This window comes from Collinsella aerofaciens (assembly GCF_028209625.1).
Classification (GTDB): Bacteria; Actinomycetota; Coriobacteriia; order Coriobacteriales; family Coriobacteriaceae; genus Collinsella; species Collinsella aerofaciens_AM.
The window spans coordinates 105,336-118,665 of sequence record NZ_JAQLDU010000006.1; the positions used below are offsets into that span (position 1 = coordinate 105,336).

Genomic DNA, 13,330 nt, shown 5'->3' on the forward strand with positions numbered 1-13,330 from the left:
AAGCGCCATCGAATCACAAGGAGTCGATGGCGCCCATAAACTGAATCGCCTATTTATTGAGCATCAAGTTGAGCCTGACGCTCCCGGTCACGCCTGAGCAACGGCGCCAAAAACTTGCCCGTATAACTCTGCGGACAGTCCGCAACCTGCTCCGGTGTGCCCGAAACCACGACGGTTCCGCCGCCGTTACCGCCCTCGGGGCCCATATCGATCAGGCGGTCGGCAACCTTGATGACATCAAGGTTGTGTTCAATCACCAGCACCGTGTTGCCCGCATCGACCAAGCGCTGCAGCACATCGAGCAGCTGGCGGACGTCCTCAAAATGAAGGCCGGTCGTCGGCTCATCCAAAATATAGAACGTCTTGCCCGTCTGGCGTCGATGAAGCTCCTTGGCGAGCTTCACACGCTGCGCCTCGCCGCCCGAGAGCGTCGTAGCGGGCTGGCCCAGGCTCACGTAGCCCAAGCCTACATCGTACAGCGTCTGGAGCTTGCGCTTAATCTGCGGGATATTCCCAAAGAAGGCCAGTGCCTCGGTGACGCTCATGTCGAGCACGTCCGAGATGGTCTTACCACGGTAGGTGACCTCAAGCGTCTCGCGGTTATAGCGTTTGCCGCCGCAGACCTCACAGGGGACATAGATATCGGGAAGGAAGTGCATCTCGATCTTAATTTGTCCGTCGCCCTTGCATGCTTCGCAGCGACCGCCGCTCACGTTAAAGGAGAAACGTCCCGGCGAGTAGCCGCGCGCCTTCGACTCCGGCGTACTCGCAAACAGCGCGCGAAGATCATCCCACAGGCCAATGTACGTAGCAGGGTTGGAACGCGGCGTGCGGCCAATCGGCGACTGGTCGATATCGATAACCTTATCGATACACTCGATGCCCTCGATTTTCTTATACGGACCCACAGGGCGCGTCGAACGGTGAATGGCATTCGTAAGGGCAGGTGCGATAGTGTCGGTAACCAGGGAGCTCTTACCCGATCCCGACACGCCGGTAACGACCGTAAGCGTACCAAACTCGATCTTGGCGGTAACGTTTTTGAGGTTGTTGGCGCGGGCGCCCGTGATCTTAAGGCAGCCGCGACCGGGCTTGCGGCGCTCATCGGGAACCCGGATCATTCGTTTGCCGGTCAGATAAGCGCCCGTCATCGACTCGGGACACGCCATGATATCGGCAGGCGTTCCCGCCGCGACTACGTGTCCGCCGTTCACGCCCGCGCCGGGGCCCATGTCGATCACATAGTCGGCAGCACGAATCGTATCCTCATCATGCTCGACGACGATGACGGTATTGCCGATATCGCGTAGGCGCTCAAGCGTCTTGATCAGGCGCTCGTTATCGCGCTGATGGAGGCCAATCGATGGCTCGTCCAAAATGTACAGAACACCCATGAGGCCGGCGCCGATCTGCGTTGCCAGGCGAATGCGCTGGGCCTCGCCTCCGGAAAGCGTCGCCGAGGCACGATCGAGGGTCAGATAGTCGAGTCCGACATCGACCAGAAAACGCAGGCGCTCCAGGATTTCCTTGACGATGCGTCCGCCGATAAACTGTTGGCGCTCGGTGAGTTCCAGGCCCTCAAAAAACTCGAGCGACTCACGGCACGACAGACAACAAACCTCGTAAATGGACTTGCCGCCCACGGTGACGGCGAGCATCTCGGGGCGCAAACGAGCGCCGTGGCAGCTCGAGCACGGCTCCTCGCGGATGTACTTCTCCAAGCGCGCCTTGGTGTTCTCATTCGTCGTCTCGGTATAGCGCTCGTACAGGATATTGCGCACACCCGAGAACTTGGTGTCCCACTGGCTGCGGCGCCCATCGAGCTTTTGATAGTCGACCGAAATCTTCTGGTCGCCCATGCCGTCTAAAAACGCACGACACACCCGCGGAGGCAGATCCTCCCACGGCGTATCGACGCTCACCTTAAAGTGTTTGCAGACCGCAGCGAAAATCTGCGGATAGTAGTTAGAGTTGCCAAACAGGCTGCCAAAGACCCCGTCGGCGATCGACTTCGAGGGGTCTTCGATTAGGGCCTCGGCATCGACCGTCTTCTTAAAGCCCAGGCCATCGCACTCGGGGCACGCGCCATAGGGCGCGTTGAACGAGAAATCACGCGGCTGCAGGTCATCGATGGAGTGTCCATGCTCCGGGCACGCTAACGCCAGCGAATACTCCAGCAACTCGCCTTCGGTCCCCTCGGGAGCGTCGCGGTCGGGCAGCAAGTATACGTTCACATTGCCGTGCGCCAGCGCAGTCGCCTGTTCAACGGACTCGGCAATACGGCCCAGCGAGTTCTCGCGAATCACGATGCGGTCGACCACGACCTCGATATCGTGCTTGAATTTCTTATCCAAATCGATAGGGTCATCAAGCGAGCGAACCTCGCCGTCGACACGCACGCGGCTAAAGCCCTCGGCGCGAAGGTCCTCAAACAGCTTGGTGTACTCGCCTTTTCGCCCGCGCACCACCGGTGCCAGCACAAACGCGCGGCGGCCCTCCCCCGCCGCCAGGACCTTATCGGCGACCTGGTCGGTGGTTTGGCGCTCGATAACCCGACCGCACTCGGGGCAGTGCGGCGTACCGACGCGAGCAAACAGCAGTCGCAGGTAGTCATAAATCTCGGTTACGGTGCCAACCGTCGAGCGAGGGTTTTTAGATGTCGTCTTTTGGTCGATCGACACCGCCGGCGAAAGGCCGTCGATTGAATCCAAGTCGGGTTTGTCCATCTGGCCCAAGAACTGGCGCGCATAACTCGAAAGGCTCTCGACGTATCGACGCTGGCCCTCGGCATAGATAGTGTCGAATGCCAGCGAACTCTTGCCCGAGCCAGAAAGACCGGTAATGACCACGAGTTGGTCACGCGGAATGGAAACATCGATATCACGGAGGTTGTGCTCACGAGCGCCGCGAATAACGATAGAGGAATCAGACATGGAAGCTCCTTGCCTCCTATTGCATCGAATCATACTGCCGATGAGTTTAGCGCACTCGACGCGCACAGATGTTCGTAATACAAGATTCGCAGACCTTTAGCTTTGCGTATCGGGCGCTTTGTTTCTCGAAATGCCGTGGAAAGGTTACAGTAATCTAATACTGAACTTAATTTGCTGTACCAGAGGAACGTCCATGACCGAAGATATCCCCCTTGAAATCACTTCGAGCGACATGGCCAATCTGCCCATATTCATCGCCGTCCTTATCGTGGCCGCCGTCGTCGTGCGCGTGTATTTTTCAATCAAACGCAACGAAAAGCCACCCATTGCCCGCGTCTTTTGGTGCGCGACGCTCCTCATCCCGCTCGGCGTGGTAGCTGCATGGATTACGAATCAATCGCTCGTAAATGAGGGCAGCTCCCTATGGGTCCTTTCTTATTCGGCGCTCGGTGCTGCCGCCGTCATGCTTCTTGTCGAGCCCTTGGTTTCGGGACTTATCGACCAAACCGACCTTGCGACGGGAACGGTTGCCTGTATTTGCCGCGACATCCTTGTCATCGCCGCTGTTTCAGCGCTCTCGTTCGTTTCAATCGAAATTGCCTGCAACGAAACGTTCTATCGCATTCCCGCCAACTCATTCGGGTTTTCCGTCGGGTTGCTCGCGACGGTTCTGCTCTCCCTTTATTTGCTGGGACAGCGTCATGGAGGCGTCATGGTCCTCGTGCCCGTCGTCTGTTGCGTCCTTGGCATTGCCGAGCACTTCGTCATAACGTTTAAAGGCGAAGCCATCCTGCCAAGCGATATCTTGGCCCTTGGCACCGCAATGGAAGTGAGCGAGGGATACGAGTTTACCTTTACCGCCGGAATCGTAACCTCTCTCGCCCTGCTGGAGATTTCCCTGGGGCTTCTTTCGCTCATCCGACCGCGAAAGCTCCGTACGCCCACCCATGTCTTCCCCGCTATCGCCGCTAACCTCTGTGCTTTTCTGCTAGTGACCGTTGTGGGGCTCTCAGGCTTTTCCAACATCGACTTGGAGCAGGCGCTGGATTTTGGATTTGACCGTTGGCAGCCCATCACCACGTATGCGTCTCAGGGTTTTATCACTTCGTTCACCGAAATGGTCAACGAGTTGCCCATTGAGAAGCCCGAAGACTATACGCCCGATGAGGCGCAGAGCATCGAGCAGGAGCTCGCCGCCGTCTACGACAGCACATATGGCTCGAGCGAACAGCGCGCGGCGGCCGTTGCCCAGTTCAATGAAATCAAGCCGACGATTGTTGCCGTCATGAACGAGAGTTTTAGCGACCTTTCGTGCTTTGAGCAGCTCCAGGCGGCCGGGTACTCCGGCCCCGCATTCTACAACTCACTTCCCGACACACTTGTTCGCGGCACCATGCTCGCTTCGGTCGCCGGTGGCGGAACGGCGAACTCCGAATTCGAATTTTTGACCGGAGCGACAACGGCCTTTGTCGGATTAGGCAAGATCCCCTATCAGCTGTATCAGATGAATGGCGTAAACAGCCTGGCAAAGGACCTTAAAGAGCTTGGGTATACCACTACCGCTATGCACCCGCAAAACCCCGTCAACTACCATCGAGATAAAATCTATCAGCAGCTGGGCTTTGGAGACTTTCTTTCAATCGGCGATTTCGAAGGTGCGCCCTATTACCATGCCGGCGTATGCGACTACGCCACCTACGACAAGATACTCGACCTGCTTAGAACCGACGAAGCGCCGCAGTTCATCTTTGACGTCACGATGCAAAATCACGGCGGCTACGACTATGGCACCGTTCCCGCCGAAGAGCTGACAAACTATTGGGTCGAGGGAGCCAGCGAGGGCGCCAACAGCGCGCTCAACACCTATCTCACCTGCATCAACGCATCCGACCGGGACCTCGAGTACTTTATCAACGAGCTCCGCAACATCGGCAGACCGGTTGTTCTTGTCTTTTTTGGCGACCATCAGCCGAGCGCCGCAACGACTCTCAACGACGAGCTGTACCCTCAGGAAGATACGGCAAGCCACGCTTTCCGTATCTATCAGTCGACATATCTCGTCTGGGCTAACTATGAGATCGCCGGCAATACCGAGCTCAACGTCTACGACACCGTCGGGGCAAACGAGATTGCAGCCATTACCCTTAATAAGATCGGCGCCCCGCTCACCAATTACCAAAAGGCCCTGCTTGCGACAAGGTCAGATGTGCCCACCATCAATGTCGCCGGCCATCTCGGTGCCGACGGGCTGCGCTACGACTTGGAATCGGAAGACAGCCCCTACGCCTCGACGATCGACAAGCTGCAGCGCATGCAATACCTCGAGTTCGCCAGCAAAGTTCAGTAAGCCCGCCCATTCGCTTGGGCCCATCGTATTGCAAGCACGCTCGGCCCAAACGCATCGCAAATGACTCCCGCTCGCAAACGAGGGTACAATGACGCTCGTGTCACATCGCGGGGCCCCGGCCCCAGCATATACAAAGGAGTCATACATGGGTTGCGAACACGCACAGGCCGCCGGCGGACAAACGTCGCCGTCGCAATTTGAGGAGAACACGCTGTCCGAGGTCAAGCGCGTCATCGCCGTGCTTTCCGGCAAGGGCGGTGTCGGCAAGTCATTTGTCACCGGTGCCATCGCCACCGAGCTTGCCCGTCACGGCCACAAGGTCGGCGTCCTCGATGCCGACATCACCGGTCCCTCTATCCCCAAGATGTTCGGTATGAGTGGACGCCACGTCCATGCCCTTGGCAACCTTATGCTGCCCGAAATCTCCGAGCACGGCGTCAAGGTCATGAGCTCCAACCTGCTGCTCCAAAACGAGACCGACCCCGTCCTTTGGCGCGGTCCGGTCATCGCAGGCGCCATTAGGCAGTTCTGGAGCGAGACCTCGTGGGGCCCCATCGACTACCTACTGGTCGACATGCCTCCGGGAACAGGCGACGTTGCGCTCACCGTCTTCCAGTCGCTGCCGGTCGACGGCATCGTCATCGTCACGAGCCCGCAGGATCTGGTCTCGATGATCGTCGCCAAGGCGGTCAACATGGCCGAGAAGATGAACGTCCCCATTCTGGGCATTGTCGAGAACATGAGCTATATTGAGTGCCCTGACTGCGGCAAGAAGATCGAGGTCTTTGGCAAGAGCAAGCTCCCCGAGGTCGCAGAGCGCTATAACCTCGACATCTTGGGCCAGCTTCCCATTAATCCGGCACTCGCCGAGGCCTGCGATAAGGGCGAGGTCGAGACCGCGCTGCCCGATGGCATGTTGCCCAAGGCAGTCTCTGCCGTCGAGGCTATTACCCCGCACGAGACCGACGAGGCCTAAGTGAACGCGAGCGCCCTCTATGACGTCTTGGTAATCGGCGGCGGGGCTTCAGGCCTCGCCGCCGCCATTACGGCCGCACGCGCTGGCAAAAGCGTCTGCATCGTTGAGCGCGATGTCGCCTGCGGCCTCAAGCTCCTTGCGACCGGTAACGGCCGTTGCAACCTCTCCAACGAATCGATCGATCCTCAGCGGTATAACCACCCCGCATTCGTCGAATCCGTCATGGGCCCCCAGCCCGAACAAGAGCTTATGGGTTTCTTCTCCTCGCTGGGCATCATGACAACCTCCGAGGAAGGCCGGCTGTACCCGCGCTCCCTTCGCGCCGAATCGGTGCGCGACGCGCTTCTCAACGTTTGCGACCGCCTAGGTATCACCTTAATCTGCGGAGCCAACGTTACCACGGCGCACAAAGCTTCCGAAGGCTGGGCACTCCAAATAGACCGTCCAGCGCGGGCGCTCAAGGCAAAAAAGCACGACGACCGAAAAACGGAGCTCCGCTCGCTTCGGAAGGCGCTCGCCGATGTCCCTCGCAAGAACGAGGCCCTGCAGGCACATGCCGTAATTATCGCTACGGGCGGCAACCCCACCGGTATCGCCGATACGTTTCGCCTTCCCCTCACTTCGCTGCGCCCCATCCTCTGCCCCGTATCGGCAACGGTCGTTGGCGATCGAGCGGCACTCAAGACGTTGGATGGCCTGCGCGTCCGCGCCTGCTTGACGCTCGCCCGCAATCATAATGAGCTCTGGCACGAAGACGGTGAAGTGCTGTTTCGAACCTTCGGTATCTCGGGTGTCGCTGTCTTCAACCTCTCTCGTCGTATCCAGCACGGCGATACGATCCTGCTCGACGTTTTCCCCGACCTCTCCAAAGACGAGTTGCTCGATATGCTCAACCGGCGCGTTGAGCTGTTCGGTGACTTTTCACCCCGCGATCCCCGTTGGCTCGACGGCATGCTCGCCCCGCAACTCTCCCGCGTCGTCTGCACAGCGTTCGAGCAGTGCCATCCAGGCTCCAACGATGTCATCCATCTGGTCTCGATCCTCAAGCACTTTAAGCTGTTTGCCGAGGGGACGACCGATGAGCGCTCGGCGCAGGTCACGCGTGGTGGCGTATCTGTCGAGAGCATCTCAACACCCAGTCTACGCGCGCGCAGCGTTGTCGACGCCCCGCTTTACGTCTGCGGCGAAGCGCTCGACATCGACGCCGATTGCGGAGGCTTTAACCTTGCGTGGGCCTGGCTCTCGGGCATTCGCGCTGCAAGCAGCCTGTAGCCGCGCAGTCTATAATCAAAAACACATTCGGGCCGTCTGGGATACCGGACGGCCTCTTTCTTGCCTCTAAGGAGACCTCGATGATCGAAATCACCCAAGTCAACGCGTCGCCCGATGAAGCCGGCGATGAAAATGCCTGTCTCATTGTTGGCAAGCGAGTCGCCAAGCGCGTCCTACGTTGCAAGGACTCCGAGATCAAGTCCATCGAGCTCCACCGCAAGTCAATCGACGCTCGCAAAAAACGAGACGTCCATTTTATCCTGAGCTTTCGTGTTGAGCTGACTAGTCCCCACCTCGAGCGAGAAGCGGTCGACAGCGTTGCCGAGCGTGACCGCTCGCGCGTACGCGCGATAGAAGACGATGAGCCTTCATTCCCCTCCCCCGCCTCCGACGCGCCTCAAGAACGCCCTGTCGTTGTCGGCGCCGGATGCGCCGGCCTTTTCGCTGCGCTTACGCTCGCCGAAGCAGGTCTTAAGCCCTTGCTCATCGAGCGCGGCGACCCGGCATTTCGCCGCTCGCAGGCGATCGACCTCTTTCTAAAGGAGCGCATCCTCGACCCCGAGAGCAATATCCAGTTTGGCCTGGGCGGCGCGGGGACCTTCTCGGACGGCAAGCTCAATACGGGAACCAAAAATCCCGCCCATCGCCTTATCCTCGAAACCTTCGTCGAGGCGGGTGCGCCCCGCGATATTCTGTGGGATGCCAAGCCGCACATTGGCTCCGACATCCTTCCCACGGTCGTCACCGCTATATCCCAGCGCATCGAGCAGCTCGGAGGTGTCGTCCGTTATCGAACGAAGCTCGTCGACATTCGCATCGACGCGTCTGGCGCCATCACCGGTATTGATGTCCAATCGTCCCAAGACACCGCTTGCGAGCCAATCGAGACAAAGCACCTCATCCTCGCCTGCGGGCATTCTGCTCGCGATATTTTTGAGCTCCTTAAGGACCACAACGTGGTCCTCGCACAAAAGACCTTTGCCATGGGCGTTCGCATCGAGCATCCGCAGCGCGACATCGACCGAGCCCAATTCGGAGCCTCGGCGGGACATCCTGCCCTCGGAGCAGCCCCCTACAAGCTCGTCGCCCATCTTCCCAACGGCCGCAGCGTGTTCTCGTTTTGCATGTGTCCCGGCGGGCAGGTTGTCGCCGCCTCTTCCGAGCAGGGCCACTTGTGCGTCAACGGCGCCAGTCTCAATGCCCGCGACGGACGCAACGCAAATGCCGCCCTGCTCGTTAACGTCACGCCTGAGGACCTTCCCAACGATGACCCACTCGCCGGCATCGAGCTCCAGCGCGCCTGCGAGGCGGCCGCCTACCGCCTGGGCGGTTCCAACTGGAACGCACCGGCACAGCTCGTCGGAGATTTCCTCGCAGGACGCGCCAGCAAGGCGCCCGGAAAGGTAAAGCCCACCTATCCGCTCGGTGTGACCTGGACGGCAATTGACGAAGCCCTGCCGCAGCATATCGTCGAGTCGCTCCGCCTAGGACTTCCCCTACTTGGAAAAAAGCTACGAGGCTACGACCGCTCCGATGCTGTCCTTACCGGCGTGGAGACTCGCTCGAGCTCACCGGTCACCGTCACCCGAGACCGAACATGCCATGCCGTGTCGACCCCGGGCCTCTACCCTTGCGGTGAGGGAGCTGGATATGCCGGCGGCATCATGAGCGCCGCCACCGACGGCATCCGTTGTGCCGAAGCCCTGATCGCAGACCTCTAACGCACGAATTCCAGCGCGCAAAAGACGCATGCCCCGAGCTCCGCAGGGAACTCGGGGCATGTTCGCTATTTCTTAAACCGTGCACCCTGGCGTTTTCTGCCCGATGCGAACGTGGAACCCTTGCGAGCCTGCGAACGTAAGCGCTCGATCGTCTCGTCCTCAGACGCACCCTCGAGCATCGCCCGAATCTGAACGACGGCATCGCGCAGGCGCGCCGCCTCCTCAAAGTCCATGGCGGCAGAAGCGTTACGCATATCCTCTTCCATGGTTTCGACGATCCGCACGAGCTCGTCATGCGGCAGTTCTTCCAACTGCTCCGCAAGTGTCTGCTCGGGCGCCACCGTTTCCGGCACGCCACCCTCGCCCGACTCATCGGGCGTATAGAATGCGCCATGGCCAAGAGAGTCGCCCTTCGAGCGTCCCTTGGAACCCACGGTTTTTTCGGCCTCGGCAATAAAACTTGAGATGTCGTTGATGGCCTTGCGCACCGTCTTGGGCACAATGCCATGCTCTTCGTTATATGCCATCTGAATCTCGCGACGGCGCTGCGTCTCCTCGATGGCCTCTTTCATCGAATCGGTCACAACGTCTGCATACATGATGACTTCGCCATCGGCGTTACGGGCCGCGCGGCCAATCGTCTGAATCAGCGAACGGCGGTTGCGCAAGAAGCCTTCCTTATCGGCATCGAGAATTGCCACCAGTGAGACCTCGGGAAGATCCAAGCCCTCGCGAAGCAGGTTGATGCCAACGAGAACATCGATCTTGCCCTCGCGCAGCGTTCGCAGGATCTCGACACGGTCCATTGTCGCCGTATCAGAATGCATGTAATTGACCTTAATGCCCGCATCAAGCAGATGGTCGGTCAGGTCCTCGGCCATGCGCTTGGTCAACGTGGTCACCAGCACGCGCTCCTTGCGGGCAACGCGCTCGCGAATCTCGTCCTCAAGATCGTCAATCTGACCGCGAACCGGACGCACATCGATCTTGGGATCGAGCAGGCCGGTCGGACGAATAATCTGCTCAACATCGTTCTGGCTCACCCGCAGCTCGTAGTCGCCCGGCGTGGCCGAAACGTAGATGAACTGGGGGATCCTTGCCTCAAACTCATCGAAACGAAGCGGGCGGTTATCGAGTGCCGAAGGAAGGCGAAAACCGTGTTCCACCAGCGTCACCTTACGCGAGCGGTCACCTTCGTGCATGCCGCGAATCTGCGGCACCGTCACATGGCTCTCATCGATGATGCAGAGCATGTCCTTAGGGAAGTAATCGATCAGGGTAAACGGCGGCTCGCCCGGTTTTCGACCGTCCAGATGACGCGAGTAGTTCTCGATACCGTTACAAAAACCCATGGTCTCGAGCATCTCGAGATCATAGTCGGTGCGCTGCTGCAGACGCTGCGCCTCGAGCAACTTGTCGGTTGCCTTGAGCTCCGCCACGCGCTTCTCGCACTCTTCGCTGATCGATTTCAGAGCGGCCTTGACCTTGGGTTTCTCAGTCACGTAGTGGGATGCCGGCCATACGGGGATGGCCTCGTACTCACGAATCATCTCGCCGGTGACCTCATCGATCTCAGCAATAAGCTCGACCTCGTCACCAAAGAACTCAAACCGCAACGGATGCTCGGCATAAGGCGGATACACGTCGACAACATCGCCGCGCACGCGGAACGTGCCGCGCGCCAGGTCATAGTCATTGCGATCATATTGAATGTCGATCAGTGCATGAATAAAGTCATCGCGCTCGAGCGGCACCTTCTTGTCGACGTTTGGAGCCAGACCCGCATAGTCCTCAGGAGAGCCAATACCATAGATACACGAGACTGATGCGACAACGATCACATCGCGTCGAGATAGCAGCGATGCGGTCGCCTGATGTCGCAGCATCTCGACCTCTTCATTAATCGAGGAGTCTTTCTCGATATACGTATCGCTTTGCGGCACATACGCCTCGGGCTGATAGTAGTCGTAGTACGAGACGAAGTAGACCACAGCGTTGTTGGGAAAGAACTCTTTGAGCTCGCTCGCAAGCTGAGCGGCGAGCGTTTTATTCGGAGCCATGACCAGCGTCGGCTTTCCCAGGGCCTCAATAGTCTTGGCCATCGTGAAGGTCTTGCCCGAACCAGTCACGCCCAGCAAAACCTGATAGCGGCCTCCGTCCCTCACACCCTGCACAAGCGACTCAATGGCTTCAGGCTGAGAGCCTGCAGGGTCATAGGGAGACACGACCTTAAACGGCACGTCAGAGCCTTCAACGCCAAAGCGCTTAAGTTCACCACCAACGCGTTCTACTTCAAATTCCGCCATGGATACTCCTAACTCATACATCTGCAGTATACGCAGGCGGTAGGCTTAGTCCTATACGAACCAATCGGGATAGAGAGTCTTATAGCGAACCCAGGCATTATTGACACGAATCAGATACGCCTGCGTCTCGGGAAAGGTGATTGCATTATGAAGCGACGTACTCTGCTGCGCCCATCCGTCGACATTGCCCATGCCGGCGTTATAGGCGGCAATGGCACTGTCAGTCGACCCGTTAAAATACGTTAGAAGATATGAAAGATACGCACAGCCAAACTCGATGTTCGTAGCGGGATCGTTAAGGTTGTCGGCTGAATACTCGTTACCATCGACAAGACCCTTGGCAATCATATCGTGTGCAGTCTCGGGCATCAGCTGCATCAATCCCCGAGCGCCTTGATTCGACTCCGCCTCGGAATCCCAATTCGATTCCGACTTTATGACGGCACACACCAGATACGGATCAAGATTGTGCGAAATGCTCGATTGCTTTACGTACGCCTCGTAGTCAATTGGATACAAAGGCTTAAAAAAGGCGGCAGGGGCATTCGAGTAGACGAGCGAAATAAGGCCGAAGGCGAACACGACGGCAAGTGGCGCCACTCGATACCACGTAAAGAAACGTGTCTTAGGCATCGGCCTCCTCCTTATCCACTTCATCCCCGAAGCCATGGCGCGCAAGCCATGCGTCCAGTTGTTCATAGAGCGAGTTATCGCCTGCCGCATTATCGATTACCGTCGTAGCGAGATGGCAAAGCGAAGCCTCATCAGGTTGGCATGCAGAGCGCGCATCAAAATCAGAGGACTCCATACCACGATGGATGGCGCGCTCGCGACGAACTGCTAAAGGAGCGCTGATTACCAGAATTTCATCAGCCAGGCCAAAAGCATCCTCAAAACCAGTCGGGGCAGAAACCTCGACAACCGCAAAGGGATAACGGGGGGACGAAACCGTGCAGCAAACCGGATCAAGAATCCTCAGTGACAGCTGTTCGATGAGAACCGGATGAACGATGCCATTGAGCCGCGCAACTGTATCAGGAGAGGCGAAAGCTCGAGTAGCGAGGACATTGCGGCGAATGCCGCCCTCCTCGTCCAGAATGTCCCACCCAAATTCTTCCGCGAGGGCATTGACGATATCGGAGCCTGGCACATACAGCGATTTGGCAAGCTCATCCAGATCGATAAGCATGGCGCCATGAGATTCAAGATAGCGGCAGGCAGTCGACTTACCCGAAGCAATATTGCCCAAGACAAAAACGGTAAACATCAAGTCCTCCCTAACGCCAATGGGAGTTATTATCGCGCAAATACAAAAGAAGGACTCAAAATACAGCCAAACAGTAAGACAAGCTAAACGAAAGCGAGTTCTTGTATTACAACTATCTTTCAAACGCAAAAAAGGGGCAGGCCGCGAGGCCTCCCCCTTCTTCAATCTCGATGACGGCTCGGTGCCGTCCACCGGTCAGCGGCGCCCTGGCCTCCCACGGGCTGGCCCCGCAGTACTCTCGGCGCGATGGGGCTTAGCTTCCGGGTTCGGAACGGGACCGGGCGTGCCCCCCATGCTCTGGCCGCTGACCGGTGGGCGGCGCCCACCGTTACGGTGTCCTGGGTCTCATCTACGTGCCCTGGGGGCCGCATGGCGCATAGGGGAGTCGACTCGGGGGCATCCTCGTGCCCGGACCGCGCGCATGAGCGCATGTCCCGCGGGCCGCGAGGTGCGGTTCCGGAAGAGCTCGGGCGATTAGTGCGGCTCGGCTGAGGCTGTCGCCAGCCTT

General features: G+C 58.4%; 8 protein-coding genes and 1 rRNA gene. 4 read left to right on the forward strand and 5 right to left on the reverse strand.

The window, feature by feature from the left end:
- Nucleotides 1-53: 53 nt before the first annotated feature.
- Nucleotides 54-2,933, reverse strand: a complete 2,880-nt coding sequence (uvrA, locus tag PMW70_RS04460; protein WP_117635941.1) for an excinuclease ABC subunit UvrA — start codon at nucleotides 2,931-2,933, stop codon at nucleotides 54-56.
- A 193-nt stretch (nucleotides 2,934-3,126) separates the two neighbouring features.
- On the opposite strand from uvrA, the gene PMW70_RS04465 reads away from it, so the two are divergent.
- From PMW70_RS04465 to PMW70_RS04480, 4 genes are all read left to right on the forward strand, one after another.
- Nucleotides 3,127-5,280 (forward strand): LTA synthase family protein, encoded by a 2,154-nt coding sequence (locus PMW70_RS04465; protein ID WP_271743994.1) that lies wholly within the window; start codon nucleotides 3,127-3,129, stop codon nucleotides 5,278-5,280.
- A gap of 145 nt (nucleotides 5,281-5,425) precedes the next feature.
- Nucleotides 5,426-6,256 carry an Mrp/NBP35 family ATP-binding protein gene (locus PMW70_RS04470; protein WP_022094864.1) on the forward strand — a complete coding sequence of 277 codons (831 nt, stop codon included), beginning with the start codon at nucleotides 5,426-5,428 and terminating at the stop codon, nucleotides 6,254-6,256.
- Nucleotides 6,257-7,528 carry an NAD(P)/FAD-dependent oxidoreductase gene (locus PMW70_RS04475; protein ID WP_271743995.1) on the forward strand — a complete coding sequence of 424 codons (1,272 nt, stop codon included), beginning with the start codon at nucleotides 6,257-6,259 and terminating at the stop codon, nucleotides 7,526-7,528.
- A gap of 80 nt (nucleotides 7,529-7,608) precedes the next feature.
- A complete protein-coding gene (locus PMW70_RS04480; protein WP_271743996.1) occupies nucleotides 7,609-9,249 on the forward strand; it encodes an NAD(P)/FAD-dependent oxidoreductase in 1,641 nt (546 codons plus the stop codon).
- A 65-nt stretch (nucleotides 9,250-9,314) separates the two neighbouring features.
- Here PMW70_RS04480 and uvrB read toward each other — a convergent pair whose 3' ends face one another.
- The 4 genes from uvrB to rrf form a co-directional block, all read right to left on the reverse strand.
- Nucleotides 9,315-11,555 carry an excinuclease ABC subunit UvrB gene (uvrB, locus tag PMW70_RS04485; RefSeq protein ID WP_271743997.1) on the reverse strand — a complete coding sequence of 747 codons (2,241 nt, stop codon included), beginning with the start codon at nucleotides 11,553-11,555 and terminating at the stop codon, nucleotides 9,315-9,317.
- Between the two features lie 51 nt (nucleotides 11,556-11,606).
- Nucleotides 11,607-12,188, reverse strand: a complete 582-nt coding sequence (locus PMW70_RS04490) for a lytic transglycosylase domain-containing protein (RefSeq protein WP_118376899.1) — start codon at nucleotides 12,186-12,188, stop codon at nucleotides 11,607-11,609.
- Nucleotides 12,181-12,822, reverse strand: coding sequence for a dephospho-CoA kinase (coaE, locus tag PMW70_RS04495; RefSeq protein ID WP_118449122.1), 642 nt, complete (start codon nucleotides 12,820-12,822; stop codon nucleotides 12,181-12,183). The genes PMW70_RS04490 and coaE overlap by 8 nt, the downstream gene beginning before the upstream one ends.
- A gap of 193 nt (nucleotides 12,823-13,015) precedes the next feature.
- Nucleotides 13,016-13,131, reverse strand: a 5S ribosomal RNA gene (rrf, locus tag PMW70_RS04500).
- Nucleotides 13,132-13,330 lie beyond the last annotated feature (199 nt).

Excerpts from the sequence above, each read along its gene's own strand:
- uvrA (WP_117635941.1), bottom strand. The coding sequence starts at position 2,933 with ATGTCTGATTCCTCTATCGTTATTCGCGGCGCTCGTGAGCACAACCTC.
- PMW70_RS04465 (WP_271743994.1), top strand. The coding sequence starts at position 3,127 with ATGACCGAAGATATCCCCCTTGAAATCACTTCGAGCGACATGGCCAAT.
- PMW70_RS04470 (WP_022094864.1), top strand. The coding sequence starts at position 5,426 with ATGGGTTGCGAACACGCACAGGCCGCCGGCGGACAAACGTCGCCGTCG.
- PMW70_RS04480 (WP_271743996.1), top strand. The coding sequence starts at position 7,609 with ATGATCGAAATCACCCAAGTCAACGCGTCGCCCGATGAAGCCGGCGAT.
- uvrB (WP_271743997.1), bottom strand. The coding sequence starts at position 11,555 with ATGGCGGAATTTGAAGTAGAACGCGTTGGTGGTGAACTTAAGCGCTTT.
- PMW70_RS04490 (WP_118376899.1), bottom strand. The coding sequence starts at position 12,188 with ATGCCTAAGACACGTTTCTTTACGTGGTATCGAGTGGCGCCACTTGCC.
- coaE (WP_118449122.1), bottom strand. The coding sequence starts at position 12,822 with ATGTTTACCGTTTTTGTCTTGGGCAATATTGCTTCGGGTAAGTCGACT.